15 protein-coding genes, 1 tRNA gene, 2 rRNA genes and 1 riboswitch (1 of these 19 only partly in view) are annotated in these 18,077 nt (G+C 29.3%); of the genes, 4 read left to right on the forward strand and 14 right to left on the reverse strand.

What is annotated here, in order from left to right; all coding sequences use genetic code 11:
• Nucleotides 1-54: 54 nt before the first annotated feature.
• The 4 genes from MTX53_RS12285 to MTX53_RS12300 form a co-directional block, all read right to left on the reverse strand.
• A complete protein-coding gene (locus tag MTX53_RS12285) occupies nucleotides 55-528 on the reverse strand; it encodes a hypothetical protein (protein ID WP_244834037.1) in 474 nt (157 codons plus the stop codon).
• Between the two features lie 153 nt (nucleotides 529-681).
• On the reverse strand, nucleotides 682-1,470 hold the full coding sequence (locus MTX53_RS12290) for a TraX family protein (protein WP_244834038.1): 789 nt from the start codon (nucleotides 1,468-1,470) through the stop codon (nucleotides 682-684).
• 20 nt (nucleotides 1,471-1,490) lie between these two features.
• Complete coding sequence (locus MTX53_RS12295; protein WP_244834039.1) at nucleotides 1,491-1,964, reverse strand: flavodoxin; 474 nt, start codon at nucleotides 1,962-1,964, stop codon at nucleotides 1,491-1,493.
• 326 nt (nucleotides 1,965-2,290) lie between these two features.
• Entirely contained in the window at nucleotides 2,291-3,619 is a 1,329-nt protein-coding gene (locus MTX53_RS12300; protein ID WP_244834040.1) for a 6-phospho-alpha-glucosidase, read from the reverse strand.
• A 184-nt stretch (nucleotides 3,620-3,803) separates the two neighbouring features.
• On the opposite strand from MTX53_RS12300, the gene MTX53_RS12305 reads away from it, so the two are divergent.
• Nucleotides 3,804-4,664 carry a MurR/RpiR family transcriptional regulator gene (locus MTX53_RS12305; RefSeq protein WP_244834041.1) on the forward strand — a complete coding sequence of 287 codons (861 nt, stop codon included), beginning with the start codon at nucleotides 3,804-3,806 and terminating at the stop codon, nucleotides 4,662-4,664.
• A gap of 58 nt (nucleotides 4,665-4,722) precedes the next feature.
• On the opposite strand, the gene MTX53_RS12310 is transcribed toward MTX53_RS12305, so the two are convergent.
• Both MTX53_RS12310 and MTX53_RS12315 read right to left on the reverse strand, forming a co-directional pair.
• Nucleotides 4,723-4,799, reverse strand: a tRNA-Arg gene (locus MTX53_RS12310).
• Between the two features lie 101 nt (nucleotides 4,800-4,900).
• Nucleotides 4,901-7,303, reverse strand: a complete 2,403-nt coding sequence (locus MTX53_RS12315; RefSeq protein ID WP_244834042.1) for a cation-translocating P-type ATPase — start codon at nucleotides 7,301-7,303, stop codon at nucleotides 4,901-4,903.
• 186 nt (nucleotides 7,304-7,489) lie between these two features.
• Here MTX53_RS12315 and MTX53_RS12320 point away from each other — a divergent pair, with 186 nt between their 5' ends.
• Complete coding sequence (locus MTX53_RS12320) at nucleotides 7,490-8,203, forward strand: lysophospholipid acyltransferase family protein (RefSeq protein ID WP_244834043.1); 714 nt, start codon at nucleotides 7,490-7,492, stop codon at nucleotides 8,201-8,203.
• Nucleotides 8,204-8,308: 105 nt separating this feature from the next.
• Nucleotides 8,309-9,898 carry a DEAD/DEAH box helicase gene (locus tag MTX53_RS12325; protein ID WP_244834044.1) on the forward strand — a complete coding sequence of 530 codons (1,590 nt, stop codon included), beginning with the start codon at nucleotides 8,309-8,311 and terminating at the stop codon, nucleotides 9,896-9,898.
• A 68-nt stretch (nucleotides 9,899-9,966) separates the two neighbouring features.
• Here the strand turns inward: MTX53_RS12325 and MTX53_RS12330 are convergent, their stop codons facing one another.
• The 5 genes from MTX53_RS12330 to dapA form a co-directional block, all read right to left on the reverse strand.
• Complete coding sequence (locus tag MTX53_RS12330) at nucleotides 9,967-10,476, reverse strand: Hsp20/alpha crystallin family protein (protein WP_244834045.1); 510 nt, start codon at nucleotides 10,474-10,476, stop codon at nucleotides 9,967-9,969.
• Nucleotides 10,477-10,545: 69 nt separating this feature from the next.
• The gene (locus MTX53_RS12335; RefSeq protein WP_244834046.1) at nucleotides 10,546-10,884 is read right to left on the reverse strand and encodes a P-II family nitrogen regulator; all 339 of its coding nucleotides are present in this window, start codon (nucleotides 10,882-10,884) and stop codon (nucleotides 10,546-10,548) included.
• Between the two features lie 19 nt (nucleotides 10,885-10,903).
• The gene (locus MTX53_RS12340) at nucleotides 10,904-12,151 is read right to left on the reverse strand and encodes an ammonium transporter (protein ID WP_244834047.1); all 1,248 of its coding nucleotides are present in this window, start codon (nucleotides 12,149-12,151) and stop codon (nucleotides 10,904-10,906) included.
• Nucleotides 12,152-12,460: 309 nt separating this feature from the next.
• Complete coding sequence (locus MTX53_RS12345; protein WP_244834048.1) at nucleotides 12,461-12,622, reverse strand: DUF1540 domain-containing protein; 162 nt, start codon at nucleotides 12,620-12,622, stop codon at nucleotides 12,461-12,463.
• A 65-nt stretch (nucleotides 12,623-12,687) separates the two neighbouring features.
• Nucleotides 12,688-13,551 carry a 4-hydroxy-tetrahydrodipicolinate synthase gene (gene dapA, locus MTX53_RS12350; protein ID WP_244834049.1) on the reverse strand — a complete coding sequence of 288 codons (864 nt, stop codon included), beginning with the start codon at nucleotides 13,549-13,551 and terminating at the stop codon, nucleotides 12,688-12,690.
• A gap of 102 nt (nucleotides 13,552-13,653) precedes the next feature.
• Nucleotides 13,654-13,821, reverse strand: a riboswitch (Lysine riboswitch).
• Between the two features lie 168 nt (nucleotides 13,822-13,989).
• On the opposite strand from dapA, the gene MTX53_RS12355 reads away from it, so the two are divergent.
• Entirely contained in the window at nucleotides 13,990-16,047 is a 2,058-nt protein-coding gene (locus MTX53_RS12355; RefSeq protein ID WP_244834050.1) for a methyl-accepting chemotaxis protein, read from the forward strand.
• A 55-nt stretch (nucleotides 16,048-16,102) separates the two neighbouring features.
• Here the strand turns inward: MTX53_RS12355 and MTX53_RS12360 are convergent, their stop codons facing one another.
• From MTX53_RS12360 to MTX53_RS12370, 3 genes are all read right to left on the reverse strand, one after another.
• A complete protein-coding gene (locus MTX53_RS12360; protein WP_244834051.1) occupies nucleotides 16,103-16,867 on the reverse strand; it encodes a TSUP family transporter in 765 nt (254 codons plus the stop codon).
• 214 nt (nucleotides 16,868-17,081) lie between these two features.
• A 5S ribosomal RNA gene (gene rrf / locus MTX53_RS12365) occupies nucleotides 17,082-17,198 on the reverse strand.
• Between the two features lie 62 nt (nucleotides 17,199-17,260).
• Nucleotides 17,261-18,077 (reverse strand): 23S ribosomal RNA (locus MTX53_RS12370) (it continues 2,092 nt past the right edge of the window).

The following is an 18,077-nucleotide window of genomic DNA, read 5'->3' on the forward strand; positions in this document are numbered from 1 at the left end:
TACCGTTAACGGACTGGGTTGCAAAAAAAATCACTCTCCTAAAAATATAAAAAATTAATTATTAGCTAATTGCTGTCTATATGTTATTGTAACCATTTTTTCAAATTTTTCATCTAGTGCAAGCTGAATCTTAGACTTATTAGAAAGAACTAATGTATAAATTACAAGTCCATTAATGTTTGTATTATAAAAACCTTTTTTAGAATACTGCTCATTTTTAGGTGTTTTATATACCTTTACTACTTGTTCTTTTAATATTTTCTTCTTTATTCTTCTTATGCTTGCATAATAAATTTTTGTTATTGTTATTGTTCCTTCAAACATTTCATATTCAAAATCTACATAAAATAAATAGCTTGAAATGAAAAGTAAAATTGCTCCTATTTCCATTGCTATTCCAACTACAATTGCAAGTACCAGCATTGGAAAACCTACTATCGCAAAAATAATTGCTAGTTTATGAAGCATTTTACAAAAACTTTTAGGTTTATCTGATGGTATAAATTGTTCAACTACTATTTCATCCACTCTTTTACGCCTCTCTTTTTTTACTTAAATAAAGTATCTACTTATATTATAGTATATCAAAAAATAAAACTTTCTCATAGATATATATTTAATAAGACTTTTCCATTTCCTTTATTTTTCTATAAAGAAAATGCTTTTTATGCTAAATTATGACTAAAAAAATATGTTTCCAATCCAAAATAGTAAAAAAATATGTACCGGATAAAAAATATAAAAAAGATACTTAAGCCCTATGCCTTTTTTATTATTATAAAATAATAAAAGAGGAAGTGCTCCTATCATCATCCATTGACATTGATCGTTAAAAAGACCCTTTCCTGACAAGATAGCACTTAGTAAAAAAATACTTGAAAACAATGTATATATAAGTGAAAATTTTATTTTATTTTCTTTTGTGTAATATAAAATAACTCCAAAAATAACAAAAATAAAACTTCCTTCACATAAAAGAATATTAGGAATCAAAGCGCTGAAAAACATAATTACATCTTTTAGATTTATAAACATTGATAATAATGCACATATTAATGTACTTATTATTTGAAATATAATAAACATTATTAAATATATATTACCTTTTTTCCTATTTTGCTTTCTTATATCAAATATACTACATAAAATTCCTATTAATAACAAAGTAACAAATATATTATTTGATATATACGTATATGGATTTTTATATAAATTATTACAAATAATATTCATAAGCGCCATTATAACTCCAAACATATACATTCTAGTAAGATATAATTTTCTATTATGAGTATAATAAACTCCCCATATCATGCAAAACATAAATACTGGAGCTGAAAGTCTTCCTATATAATGAAACCATATTGGAGTAAATGGAATAAATTCTGCTATATGGTCAACAAGCATTAATATAAGTGCTAGTATTTTTAATTGTGTTCCATTCATGCTTAATTTAATCAATCCTTTCATATGTATTATGCATCAATATACTACTCCTCTAAAAATTTATCCAAAATATTATTTATATATTTTTCACTCTTTTTTGATGGTATTGAGAATTTAGCCATCTTTTTTACCTGTGAATGATTAAAGTTTTTGCTGACATTTCTTACACATGAATCTCCACCTCTTGCTACATAAGTAGTAAATAAATATATATCTTTATCATTAAAATCATTTTCTTTTATAAACTCTTTCATTGCTGGAGGACAATTACTTGCCCAATTTGGGAATCCAAGTATAATTCTATCATATGTATTAGAATTAAAATTATATTCATTTAAAATGTTCTCTTTTTTAAAAAGAATCGACTTTATTCCTTTTAAATATCTAAATAATGGATCACTTGGTATTTCTTTTTTTGTTGTTATTTCTAAAATATCACATTCTAATTTTTTTGATATCATCTCAGAAACAAGTTTTGTCTGACCAGACACTGAATAATATACAACTATACTTTTCATTTTGAAATCCTCTTTCTAAATTAACATATTTTTTCATTTTTGATTATTATTATAATAAAATAATATATTTTTTCACATTATTAGGGATATATTTACTAATAAAAAATTATGCATTTTTTTATTGAATTTTTTCGAAATTAGGATTATAATAATAATCGGTTATTAACCATATAACCTCTCATAAATTCTCAATACCCTTTTATACCATAGTTGAAAGATGGATACCCACCATCTTTCTTTTTTTATTATAACGTAAAATAAAACGACTCGCATTAATAACAAGTCGTTTATTATTTTAAATTGATAATATAATCTATATTATTTTCTTATTTTAATTCTGGCCAATACTCTTTATTAGCTTCAATCATTTCATCTAAAATTTCTTTTGCTTTAGTTGTAGAAGGAATTGTTTTATTAAGTGCAAAAGCTTTTAACGCTTTATCATATGATTTTTCAATAGCTGCATCTACTAATAATGCTTCACAGGCATCCTGCTGCTCAATTAATCCTTTGTAGAATTTAGGAATTTCTCCAACTCTTACTGGTTCAGGTCCTCTTGATGTTATATAAGCAGGAACTTCTACCATTGCATCATCTGGTAGATTTTTAATTGTACCATTATTAGGCACCATTACTAATTGACGCGAACGTGAATCATTAGCTAATGATTCAACAACTTCTACAATAAATAATCCATGAACACCTACAAAGAACTGATTCAAATCAACTTCTTCACCTTTTTTATATGCGTTTGCAGCATCAAAAATATGTTTTTCTCGACCATTTATAACTTGTCTTGCTCTTGTATTATTTATGTCTTCATGTTCAAGTACTTTATCTGGAAATAAATAATACTGCATATATGTGTTAGGAAGATAATCTTTATATAAAGATACAATATATTTAGATGTTTCAAATGTACGTGCCCATGATGGCTCTTTAACTAGTGCATCTTTATAACTTGCTTCTGATAAATATCCGTACTTTTTAACATGTTCTTTCAATTTATCTGTCACATCAATTCCATTTTCTCTAACTTTTGTAAACCAGCCAAAATGATTAAGTCCAAAATAATCAACCTCTATATCTTGTAATTTGCATCCTAATATTTCAGCCATTCTTGCTTCAATTTCTACAGGCATATCACATATATTTAATATTCTAGCATTTGGTCTTAACTTTTGTGTCGCCTTAGCTACAATTGCAGCTGGATTTGAATAATTTACAATCCAATAATTTTTTGATGCATACTTTTCACAGTTATCAATTAATTCAACCATTGGATAAATTGTTCTCATTCCATAAGCCATTCCTCCTGCACCACATGTTTCTTGACCAATAACACCATGTTTAATCGAAATCTTTTCATCTACTTCTCTCATTTTTAATTTTCCAACACGCATTTGTGCCATAATAAAATCAGCATCTTTAAATGCCTCTTTGGGATCTATAGAAACTTTTAATGGAATTTCAGGTCCAAACTGTTTCATAACTTCTTTAACAATAATTGAAACATTATCCTGTCTTTCTTTATCTATATCATATAACCATAATTGGTCTATACCTATTTTTTCTTTTTGCATAAGTAAACTCTTAACTATTCCTGGAGTATAAGTACTTCCTCCACCACATATTACTATTTTTTTCTTCTTCATTTTTAATACCCCCATTTGTTTTTATATTTTAATTATGGATTATTTCTAAATTAATACAATAGATTCAAGGGTTTTGTGATATAAAGTAACAAAAAGAGCTTTAAAAATTAAATGCTCTGTTACTTTTAGTAACAATATAATATAATTTATTTGATGAATTTTTAACTAAGGGAGGCTTTTTTATATGCTATTAGATAAGATGAACGAGAAAAATCTTTTTAATCAAACAGAACAAGCAATTTCTGAATATCTAATAAAAAATATTGATAATATAGACGATTTAACAATTCATAAACTTGCAAAAGAAACATTTACTTCAAACACAACAATCATCAGATTTTGTCATAAACTAAATTTTTCAGGATTTAAAGATATGAAAATACAGTTAATAAAAGAATTAGAAAATTCATATAAGTTCCATAATAATATAAATTATAATTTGCCATTTAAAGAATCCGATTCGGTGAAAGATATTACATTAAAGCTTGCTGAATTATCAAAAGAAATTATTGATTTATCAAGTATTGAATTAAATCAAAAAGATCTTCAAAATGCTCTTGTAAAAATAAATGAAGCAGAAAGAATCTTTATTTTTGGAAAAGGAGATTCTTATATCAGTGCATTATACTTTGCTAATAATATGAAAAGAATCAACAAATATATAATTTTAGCTGATACTCTTCATTCAAGTGCATCAAATGTATTAAATATAAGAAAAAAAGATGTTGCTATTTTCTTAACTTATAGTGGCAATCATTATGATTATACAAAATATTCTATTTTGCTTAGAAAAAAAGGAATATTTTCTATTTTAATAACTTCAGCTAAAAAATCTATTTTAACTAATATCGTTAATTTAACTCTTTTTATTCCTAATCGCGAATCAATAGATTCAAAAATTGCTCCTTTTTCTTCTGAGCTTTCATTTACTTATATTCTAAATATTATATATTCATATATCTTTAAAGAAAACTATTACATAAATTATGAAAATACAAAAAAGAAAGAAAAAAATTCCCAGGAAATATTAAAAAATAATAAGTAATATAAAAATAATAGTGACATAGAGTTTTAATTTATAAAACTCTATGTCACTACTATTTTGGTGTCCTTGCCCGGATTCGAACCGGGGGCCTTCCCCTTAGGAGGGGGACGCTCTATCCAGCTGAGCTACAAAGACAAATAAAAAAATAAAATGCTGATTATTACATTAAAATTCAATGTAATTACTCTATCTATTACAGTATAGAAGAGAAGTCAACAATACTGATTGTATTATATTTAATCAGCATTGTCAACTTTAGACTTAGCTAGTTTAAGCTTTATATTTTTGTTTACTATATTTCTAATTGTATCAACTATTTTTGTTATACATGGGCCCGAAATTCCTATTATAAGAAGAGATATTACCCAGTATTTTAGTATTATTCTATTTAAACTGAATATGAATCTTCCAATTGGAGTTAAAAACGCAAGTAATATTATTCCAAACATTAACATACACAAAATAGTTTTAAACTTTGTAAGCGGTCTTGCTACTCTAAACAAAATAACTATACTTATTCCTGAGAACATTAAAAGCGCAAGTGTTCTACTATATCCAAGTGGAATTTTTCTATATAAACACATTATAAACATTCCAAGTGTAAAAGCTGCAAGTATTATTCCATTAGGAATACTTACTGTAAGAACTCTTCTTAAAAATCCTTTTTTTACTGCACCTTTACTTGGTAAAAGAGCTAAGAAAAATCCTGGTATCCCTATTGTACAGCTTCCTACAAGTGATAACTGTATTGGAAGTATCGGAAAAGGGATCATGAGTATTGAACAGATAAAAGCAAGAATAACTGAATAAACAGTCTTTGATAGAAATAGTTCTGCAACTCTTTCTACGTTGTTTATCTGTTTTCTTCCCTCTTCAACAACTTTTGGAAGTGCAGAAAAATCTGACTTCATTAAAACAAGCTGTGCAACTGCTTTTGTAGCATCGGAACCATTAGCCATTGCAATACCGCAATCTGATGCTTTTAGTGCAAGTACATCATTAACTCCATCTCCAGTCATTGCAACTGTATGCCCTAATTTTTTAAGTGCAATTACTATTCTTTTCTTTTGATGTGGAGTTACTCTTCCAAATATAGCTGTATTTTTTACAGTTCTAAGAAATTCATCTTCATCTTCTGGAAGCATTCCTGCATTTATGTATTTATCAGAATTTTTTACTCCGGCACGTCTTGCAACTTCTGCTACTGTAACTGGATTATCTCCTGATAGAATTTTAACATCAACAGAATGTTCATTAAAATATCTTAATGTTTCTTCTGCTTCGTCTCTTATGATATCTTCAATTACTATAATCGCTTCAGGTTCAACTATGCCTTCTAACTCCTCTGTTATAACATCTTTTTTAATATGTGCAAGAAGCAGAACTCTTTTCCCTTTTTTTGCCTCTTCATCAACAGAATCTCTAATTATTTCATAATTATTTTTTAATACTATTTCAGGTGCTCCAAGTACCCATGTACCTAATTTTTCAAATGTTGCTCCGCCCCATTTACGTTTTGATGAGAACGGAATCTTAGATATGCATTTATCACTTGTCTGAAAATCTGAATACTTATCTAATATCGCATTTTGAGTAGGATTTTTGCTTGGAAGGTTATTTACAAGTAAAGCAAGTACATTATCTATTGTCTCTTTCTTCTCTTTTCCTATATTCTTTATAGAGCTTAATTTTAGTTTTCCCTTAGTAAGGGTACCTGTTTTGTCAAGACATAATACATCTACTCTTGCAAGTATCTCTGTTGCACAGAGCTGCTGAACAAGTGTATCAAACTTAGACAGTTTTATTACTGCCACTATAAAAGTGGCGCTTGTGAGAAGTACAAGTCCTTCAGGAATCATTCCTATTATGCCTCCAACTGTACCAATAACAGCTGCCTGCCATGTTGTTCCTTTTATATTAAGCTGTGTTATAGTAAGAAGTATAGAAAGTGGAATTACTATCCATATTATTACTTTGAAAATTTTATTTATTGATGTCTGAAGCTCTGAATTAATTATTTTAAACTGTTTTGCCTCTTCTGCAAGACTTGATGAATATGTTTCTTTTCCAACTTTTGTTACTGAAATAAAACCTTCTCCTGCAACTACAAAACTTCCTGAATAAAGCTTATCCTTAGGATTTTTAAATATTGAATCAGATTCTCCTGTAAGCATCGATTCATCTATTTCTATTCCATCGCCATCAATAAATTCAGCATCTGCAAGTATCTGCATCCCTGATTCTATGTATAATATGTCTCCAAGAACTATTTTCTGTGCTGGAATTTCTATTATATGTCCGTTTCTAACAACTTTTGCTTTAGCTAAACTTATAACTGAAAGCTTTTCTAATATGTCTTTTGCTCTTACTTCCTGAGCAACTCCTATAATCGTATTTACTACTATTACTCCTACAAATATAGAATTTTTAGGAGAACCTGCTATTATTACAACTATTGCAAGTATTATATTAATAAGATTAAAACTCGTAAATAAATTTGCCCTAAGTATCTGCCATATTGTTCGTGATGGTGCTTTTGGTATATAATTTACTTTGCCATCTTTTATAAGGCGCTTAACTTCTTCATCGTTAAGTCCCTTTATATTAAATTTTTTTAATTTTTTATCTTCTAAAGTCAATATTTTTTCCTTTCCCTAATTAATACTTTATATAATATAAGCTTACATATTTATATTATATCCAATTTTAATTATTTTTGTCTTAATTAATACTTAAACTTTTAAATTAATAAAATATATAATATAATTTTTATACTGGGTATTATAAAGTTATGAGATATTTTCTACTAAAGGATGTGTAAAATAATGATAAGAAACATTATATTTTTCCCATTACTACTACTTAGTCTAGTTTTAGTATCAATCCCTATACCTTTAATCAAATACTATGAACGTAAGGGACTTAACGAAAAAAAATTAAAATTTGTTCATAAATATACCTCAAAATGGGCAAACTTCGTAATAAGGATTACTGGAGCTGAGGTAACAGTAAAAGGTCTTGAAAATATACCTAAAAATCAGACAATATTATTTGTTGCTAATCATCAAAGCGATTTTGACATTCCTCTTTTAATAAGCTCAATAGACGTTCTAAAAGGATTTATAGCTAAAAAAGAAATGGAAACTTGGCCTATTATAAGCACATGGATGAAATTATTAAACTGTGTATTTATGGATAGAAGCAATTTAAGACAATCTGCCCATTCAATTATGCAGGGAGTTACTAATTTAAAGAATGGATATTCTATGGTAATTTTCCCAGAAGGTACTAGAAGTAAAGGAGGTCCTGTCGGAGACTTTAAAGGTGGCAGTTTTAAATTAGCTACTAAATCAAAATGTCCGATTGTGCCTATTACAATAAATGGATCTAGTAATCTATTTGAAGGAAATAATAATAAAATACATTCTGCAAAGGTAAATCTTATAATTCATGCTCCAATTTATGTTACTAATTTATCAAAAGAAGAAGAGGAAAATTTAAAAATAACAGTAAGAAACACAATTATATCAGGAATGTAATCTTTAATAAACTTATTCTTTCTTAATTCCTTATTTAATGGTATAATGGTATGATATGACTGATAATAAATCACACAATTTAAAGTATAGAAACGAGGATAATTAATGAACGAAAATACATTTAAAGATCTTGGTCTTAATGAATCCATTTTAAAGGCAGTTACTGATCTAGGATTTACTAAACCATCACCTATTCAGGAAAAAAGTATACCTGCAGCACTTACCGGAGCAGACCTTATTGGGCAGGCACAAACAGGTACAGGAAAAACAGCAGCATATGGTTGTCCTATTCTTAATAATATTAAAAATTATGATAATAATGGAATAAAGGCACTTATTATAGCTCCTACAAGAGAACTCGCTGTTCAAGTAAAAGAAGAACTCGGAAAGCTTTCTAAATATGAAAAGGTAAATACTTTAGCAGTTTATGGAGGAGACTCTATTGAAAGGCAGATAAGAAGTTTAAAAAAGGGAAATATTGATATTGTTGTTGGAACTCCAGGAAGACTTCTTGATTTAATAAAAAGAAAATGTCTACATCTTGAACATATAAAACATCTTGTTCTTGATGAAGCAGATGAAATGCTCAATATGGGATTTATTGAGGATATTGAATCAATATTAATACATACTCCACAAGACAGACAGACTCTTCTATTTTCTGCAACAATGCCAGATCCTATTGCTAAAATAGCTAAAAAATATATGAAGGCAGATGCAGAAACAATAAAAATAAAGAAGAAATCACTTACTGTATCAAAAATTAAGCAAAGTTATTTTATGGTCAACAACAAACATAAGTTCGAAGCATTATGCAGAATACTTGATTTGGATGATCCAAAATGTGCAATTATTTTCTGCAGAACAAAAAGAGGCGTTGATGAACTTGTTCTTCAGCTTCAAGCAAAAGGATATATGGTTGAAGGAATGCATGGTGATATGACACAGACTCATAGACTTGCAACTCTTGATAAATTTAAAAAAGGTGCTTTAAGCATACTTATTGCAACTGATGTTGCTGCAAGAGGAATTGATGTTGAGGATGTTACACATGTAATAAACTATGATCTTACACAAGATGTTGAATCTTATGTACATAGAATAGGAAGAACAGGAAGAGCAGACAAAGATGGTATTGCGTATTCGCTTATAACACCAAAAGATTTCTCAATGCTTAAACAGATTCAGAAATATACTAAGAGTGAAATTAGCCAAATTCCTGTACCTACTGCTAAAGAAATTGCAGAGAAAAAATCTCTTAAAATTATATCTGATGTGGAAGAAGCTGTTAAAAAGGACGAATTTTCAAAGTTTATTCCAGCTGCATCAAATCTTTTGGAAAAATATAATCCTGAAGATATAATAGCATCACTTTTAAAGATTAAATATGATGAACTTAACATTTTTGAATACACTTCTAATAAACTCGATTCTCCAGCTGCTAGCAAAAATGAAACTCGTTTATTTTTCTCAGTTGGAAAAAGAGATAGAATTAATCCAAAGATGTTAATAAAATTCATAATAGAAAAAACAAGTATAAATTCTTCATTAATAGGACAAATAGATCTTATGGATAACTTCTCTTTTGTAAGCGTTGATTCAAAGGCTTCTGAGAAAATCTTAAATAAATGTCCTGGTAAAAAATTAAATAACAAAAAAGTAAATGTAGAAATTGCTAATAAAAAAAGAAAATAAGCTAATAAAACAGGCAGTTTATTATAGATTAAAATCTATAATAAACTGCCTTTAATTTAATAGAATCTTTATTTATTTCCTTCAATATAATCAACATCTACTACATTATTAGAACTTTCAATAGCTGCATATTTTTTAGGCATTAATATTTTTAGTACTCCATTATCAATAGACTTGACAAGCTTTGAAGTATCTATATCCTCTATATTATTAAAATCTTTGCTATATCTACGCTTTATATATTTAGGATAGTAGTAGTCATCATTTTCTTGTTCTATTTTATTTAGATTGATAGTAATGATTCCTGGATCATATTTTATACTGACTTCCCTTAAATCAATTCCAGTCAAATCTATAGTGAGTATATACATATCTCTATGTTTCTGAAGATCAATGAATGTATCATCATAAGATATCCTTGGAATAGACTCCTTATATTCATCATGAAACGTGTCTTCATTGTAAGGATAATTTGAGTAACCACTTATAAATATATTTATATCCACACTTCCTATAACAGAACTAAAAAGATCCGATAATCCATTCAGTCCTGATCCAAAAGGAAATAATCCAAACATTTTAAACCTTCCCTAAAAATACTATCTCTTTAATATATTATTTTTAAAGGTAAATTTTGTTCGTATATTTTATATAGCTGAATTTCCTCTTTCACCTGTTCTGATCCTTACACATTCTTCTATATTTGTTACAAATATTTTTCCGTCTCCAACTTCACCTGTTCGTGCCACTTCTGAAATTAATTTTATGACTTCTTCTAAACGTTCATCTTCAATTACTATTTTTACTTCGATTTTAGGAAGCACATTTGTTATTACTTCACTACCTCTATAATATTCTTTCCAGCCATGCTGTTGGCCACATCCCATTACTTGACTTATTGTAACACCATTTATCTTATTTTTCTTTAAAGCATCTTTTATCTCAACAAGTTTTTCAGGTCTTATAATTGCCTCAATTCTTTTCATTTCGAATTTCCTCCTGATTTTAATCTAATCCATTAAATGCAGGATAAGCAGATTCACCATGTTCACATACATCAAGTCCACTTGCCTCTTCATGCTGTCCTACACGTATATCCATAAATAATTTTATAACTTTTATTATAATAAATGTCATAACGCCTGCAAATACGATTGTAAAAACTATACTTATTATTTGAGCCACAAATAAATGATAATCTCCATATATTAATCCATTCCATGTAGCTACATCATTAACAGATTTATTTGTAAATATTCCAGTAGCAATACCTCCCCATACTCCTCCTATTCCATGGCATCCAAATGCATCTAAAGAATCATCATATCCAAATTTATTCTTTATCTTTCCCATGAATAAGAAACATATTGGAGATACTAGTGCTCCAATTATAATTGATGACCATATTGGTACAAAACCTGCACCAGGTGTAATAGCTACAAGTCCAACAACACATCCAGTTGCAGCTCCAAGTAACGTTGGTTTTCCATGTTTAACTTTTTCAATAAGCATCCATGTAAGCATTGCAGCACCAGCTGAAGTATTTGTAGTCATAAACGCATGAGCAGCTAACGGACTTGCAGAAAGAGCACTTCCAGCGTTAAATCCAAACCATCCGAACCATAAAATAGACGATCCAAGTACAACTAAAGGAATATTATGAGGCTTATATGAAACCATTCCATATCCCCTTCTCTTTCCAAGCATAATACATGCAACAAGCGCAGAAATTCCTGAACTTATATGTACAACATTTCCTCCAGCAAAATCAAGTGCTCCAAGTTCTTTTAAAAATCCGCCTACTCCCCATACCATGTGAGCAAGAGGATAATATACAACAATAAGCCATATAGTTATAAAAATAAACAAAGCTGAAAATTTCATTCTTCCAGTAAGCGCTCCTGTTATAAGTGCAGGTGTTATAATACTGAACATCATCTGAAATATAGCAAATAAAAGCTGAGGAATATTAGATGCATAATCTGCATTAACTTCTGCCCCAACTCCATTAAGTCCAATAAAATTAAATCCTCCTATAATTCCATGAAAATCAGTACCAAATGATAAAGAATAACCTATAATAACCCAAAGTACAGATGCAAGTCCGCAAATAAAAAATGAATTCATTATAGTATTTAGTACATTCTTTCTTCTAACCATTCCACCATAAAAGAAAGCAAGTCCTGGTGTCATAAAAAATACAAGTGCTGATGAAATTAGTATAAAAGCACAATCACCTAAATTAATATTCATTAAAAAAACCTCCGAATTCCGCATATTAATTCTATGGAAATTTATGTATAAATTTCAATAAAAAAAGAGCCCAAAAGGAGATAACCCTTTTTGAACTCCATTGTTCTCTTTCATTTTATATAGTATAGTAAGTCATCATCTCTTGTCAATAACTTTTTTAAAACCTATTCTTTTTAAGTAATTTTAGATACTTTATTTAAATTCTTAGCTTAATATTTAATTTTTATTTATTTTATTATTTTTTGTAATATTAAAAAACTCTTATACTAAAACTAGTTCAGTATAAGGTTTTTTAGTCAGTTATTCTATTTAATTATTTATTTCAAATGATTCACAATCAGTACATTGATCCATTTTAGGACTAGCTTCATGAGTTCCTATTTGAATTTCGTTTAATGTACAATACTGCTCAGATCCATCATGATACTTGCAGTTGTGAACTGAACATTTTATGCTTTGATTTATACTCATTTATATCAACTCCTTATTATTTTTTACAATAAGTAGTTTATACTTTTTCGTATATTTTATTCATTCTATTTTAAAATTCTATCTAATTCTTTTTTAAGATCATCTGTAATATTTACAAGAGGAAGTCTTACCTCATCACTATCTATAAGACCTAATTCCTTTAAACAATATTTAAGTGGTGTTGGATTAGGCTCACTAAATAACATTGGTATAAATTTATATAATTGTTTCCATTTTACTAATGCCGCTTTTAAATCATTTTTCTTAACTAAATTAAATACATCTATAAATTCCTTTGTTCTAAGACTTGCAGATGCCATTATTCCTCCATCTCCGCCCAGTGCAAGTGTTGTATAAAATAATGCATCTTCACCAGTAAGAACTGAAAAATCATCTGGTTTATTAAGTAAAAATTCTGTAGACTGTTTTATATCTCCTGAACAATCTTTCATACCTACCACATTTTTTAGCTTTGAAAGTTTATACAAAGTTTCATTTTCAATATTAATGCCTGTTCTATATGGTATATTATAGATAAGCATATTTAAATCAGTTGATTCAGAAATTGCTTTAAAATGCTCATATATTCCTCTTTGACCAGGTCTTGAATAATATGGAGCTACAGACAATATTCCGTCCACCTTACTATTTTCAGCTATCTTTAATTTTTTTATAACTGTGCTCGTATTGTTTCCACCAAGTCCTACTATAACCGGTACTCTTCCTTTATTATATTCCATTGTTTTTTCTAAAATTTCCTGATATTCATCATCAAGAATAGTTGGACATTCTCCGCTTGTCCCAAGAGGAATTAAACCACTAACCCCTTGATTTATATAATAATCTACAATTTGTTTGTATGATTTAAAATCAACTTTTCCTTCCTTAAATGGCGTTATTAACGGTATAAATACTCCTTCAATCTTCATAAATATTACTCTCCTATTTCTAAAATTTTAAATAAGAAAACCCGCCACAAATACTGACGGGTAGAGTTTTACTGCATAAGTAGCAAAATAGAATTTTACTATTCCTTTTGTAGCTCTCCACTTTCGTGACAGTTATGCACATATTATATACATACCCAAAAATATAACTTTGCATGAAATATTTCTTCGGCTAATTACACCTTTTTTTATTACTCATTGTCTGCCGACTCGTAATAAATACTATTTATAAAAAGCACCTCTACCTTAGGCTTTCATTATTCATTTATTCTTGGAATTAATTATATCACTCCTTACCTATATAATCAAACATTATATTTATTTAAAAAATAATTGGAATTTCATTCTAATAATGCTACAATTATAATAAAACAGTTATAATATTATAATTATATAGATTTATCTATGGGAGTGATAATTATGAACCTCAAGAAAAGAAATAATAATACCAAAGTAAAGAAACAAAAAACTATAAAATCAAAACTAATATTATTAATGCTTTCAATATCAATTATTCCTATTGTAATCGTATCTATTATTTCATTATCCCAAATTAATTCAATAACTTCTTCAAATTTTGAATCAACAAGTACAGAAACGACTGAGAATTCAAAGGATTTATTAGATATACAATTTCAATCAATTATAAATTCAATAAAATCGTTTGCGGATGATGATCTTTTTTCTTTTGGGGCTTTTGAAAACGATACTACTATTGATTCTATGCCTCAAATTAAAAATAATTTACGATTAATTAAAAATTCAAATAATTCAATACTGTCATGTACTTTTACTCTTGCAAAAAGTAAAAGCACTTATACGTATCCTGAAGAAATGGCTATTGATTCAAAAGATCCAACATCAATAGAAAGTTATAAAGGTGGTCTATCATATGCTTCATCGCATAATCCTTTTATTACTAACATCTATAAGAGTTCAATAACTGGAAATGACTGTGTAACTATTTCTTACGGAATCAGAACTAACAATGAAAATGTTGGTGTTATATCTGTTGATCTAGATCTTCAAGGATTATCAGAATCATTAACTAATATCCTTGGAGCAAATAATAATTATACTTTTATCCTTACTGATAGTAATGGAGAAATAATTGCAAGTACAGATGAAAATATAGTAACTGCAAATGACGTTAAGAATTATTCTATATGGGAAGAGATTGCATCAAATGTAAGAGGAACAGATACATTTTCATTAAATAGCAAGAAATATTTTGCATCATATGAAACATCTGATACTACCGGATGGAAATTTATATGCACTATTCCTGAAAGTGTTCTTACAAAATCACAAAGATCATTATTTGTATATTTTCTTTTAATTTTAATACTTGCCATTACATGCATAGTACTTGTAAGTGGTATATTTTCAAAAAAGATTGCAAATAATATTCAATTAATAAAGAAATCACTTATTGAAGCATCAAAAGGAAACTTTAATACTTCAATAAAAGTTAATTCTGGTGATGAGTTCGATGAACTTGCAGAAAGCTTTAATAAAATGTCGACTAACATTTCTTCATTACTTGGAAATGTTAATTTATCCGCTCAAAACGTAAGTTCTTCGTCTGTAAAATTAAATGATATGAGCAAAAGTTTATCAAGTTCAATATCAACTGTAAATGATTCAACAAGTAAAATTGCATTAGGGACAAGTAAGTCTACAGAAGATATCGATATACTTACATCAAGCATGAATAATGTTTCTGACTCAGTTAACAGTATCGATAGCCTAACTGAAAATGTAAATGCCATGGCAAATAAAGCTAATATACTTTCAAATGACGGTCTTGAAATAATAAAATCATTGATAGAAAAATCAACTGAAACTAAAAATAATACATCACAAGTTGATTCAATTATAAATTTAATATTCAAAAGCGTACAAAAAATAGGTAAAATGAATGAAAGCATCACCAAGATAACAGAACAAACTAATATGTTATCATTAAATGCATCAATTGAAGCTGCAAGAGCAGGAGAATCTGGAAAAGGATTTGCAGTCGTTGCAAATCAAATTAAAAAGCTTGCAGAAATGACAGCTGATTCTGCCTCTAATATTAATGCAACTGTTAAAGACATTAATCAAAATGTTCTAAATGCAGTTAATAAATCAAAGCAAACTGTACAAGCTGTTGAGCATCAAGAACATTCGGTAAAAGAATCAGAGACAATATTTACGAATATAATTTCTTCAATAAATTCATTAAGTCTTAAAGTTAATAATATTGCTAATGACTTAAATACCTTATCATCTAAGAAAGATGAAGTATTAAATCAAGTTTCAAATATTTCAAACATTGTTAACGACACTTCAGAAGGTGCATCTAAAGTATCATCATCTTGTGAAAAAGTTAATGATACAACAGTGAAATTCTTTGAAGCATCAAATAAACTTAAAGAGCTTTCAGACAATCTTGAAAAAGAACTTAATAAATTTACTTATTCATCAAATAAGTAATTTTAAATCAAAAAAGATGTTACACTTCATTATGTGTAACATCTTTTTTGATTTATTATATAAATTCCAAAATAATCTTAAACAGCAGAAGAAAAACTACAAGAAGTATTACCGGCTTAATAAACTTTACTCCTTTTTTTATAGCAAGATGTGCCCCTACGTAATTACCAAGTATAGAACATATAGCGGCTGGTATACCTATATAAAATAATACTTTTCCATGATATATGTATACAACAAGTGCTGCAAAATTCGATGCGAAATTAGTTATTTTAGCATTTCCTGAAGCTGTTACTATGTTAAAATTCAATAATGCAGTATATGCTATTACTAAAAATGTTCCCGTTCCAGGTCCAAAAAATCCATCATATCCTCCAATAAAAAATCCTATAATAAATGATAGTATATTCACTTTTTTACTACTTATTTTTTTATCAGAACTCACTTTACCAAAATTTCGATTAAAAAGTAAAAACAAAGCTACAACAGGAAGTATAACCATTAAACAATATTTAAGATACTTCTCATCAAGAATTATTACAAGCTTTGCACCAAACCATGAACCTATCAATCCTCCTGTAGCTGATATAAGTGCAGATTTAATTTTTATTTTTCCACTTTTAAGAAACTTTAAAGATGCTATGCTTGAACCTATACAGTTTGCAAACTTATTAGTTCCATAGGCTATATGAAGCGGCATTCCTGAAAAAACATACGCTGGCAATGTTATAAGTCCACCACCACCCGCAGCTGCATCTATTACTCCTCCAATAAATACAAGTGGACATACTAAGAAAAAAATACTTATTGCTGAATCCATTTATACACCTCTTTTTAAAATAATCCACATATTCTTTTGATTTTTAAGTCTATCTGTGGATTATTTATATTATTTTGTTAATATCTTTTAATATATATTTCATTTAAAACTATGCAAGCTTATAAGTATAATATTATTAAATTTTATATATTTTCTAAATTTAAATATATATAAAAAAAAGGCAGCTATAAGCTGTCTTCTTTTCTAGTTAATCACCCGGCGACGTCTTACTCTTCCACACAGTCACCCATGCAGTACCATCAGCGCTATAGACCTTAACTGTCCTGTTCGGTATGGGAAGGAGTGTTACCTCTACGCCATCATCACCAGATATTTTTGAAAGATTTGTTCTTTCAAAATTGCATATAAATCATGTATTACAACTTTTTTAATTTGGTCAAGCCCTCGACCTATTAGTATCAGTCAGCTAAATATATTACTATACTTACACCCCTGACCTATCAACCTTGTCGTCTTCAAGGGGTCTTACTAGCTTACGCTATGGGAAATCTTATCTTGAGGTGGGCTTCACACTTAGATGCTTTCAGTGTTTATCCCGTCCCGACTTAGCTACCCAGCTATGCTTCTGGCGAAACAACTGGTACACCATAGGTCAGTCCATCCCGGTCCTCTCGTACTAAGGACAGCTCCTCTCAAATTTCCTACGCCCGCGACGGATAGGGACCGAACTGTCTCACGACGTTCTGAACCCAGCTCGCGTGCCGCTTTAATGGGCGAACAGCCCAACCCTTGGGACCTACTTCAGCCCCAGGATGCGACGAGCCGACATCGAGGTGCCAAACCTCCCCGTCGATGTGAACTCTTGGGGGAGATCAGCCTGTTATCCCCGAGGTAGCTTTTATCCGTTGAGCGATGGCCCTCCCACGAGGTACCACCGGATCACTAAACCCGACTTTCGTCCCTGCTCCACCTGTATGTGTCGCAGTCAGGCTCCCTTCTGCCTTTGCACTCTTCGAACGATTTCCGACCGTTCTGAGGGAACCTTTGGGCGCCTCCGTTACATTTTAGGAGGCGACCGCCCCAGTCAAACTGCCCACCTAACAATGTCCTGTCACCAGTTTCATGGCATCCAGTTAGAACTTCAGTACTGTCGGGGTGGTATCCCAACAACGACTCATTCAGATCTGGCGACCTGAATTCCCAGTCTCCCACCTATCCTGTACAGACAATACCGAAATTCAATGCTAAG

It is taken from the genome of Clostridium sp. BJN0001, assembly GCF_022869825.1.
Lineage (GTDB): Bacteria > Bacillota > Clostridia > Clostridiales > Clostridiaceae > Clostridium.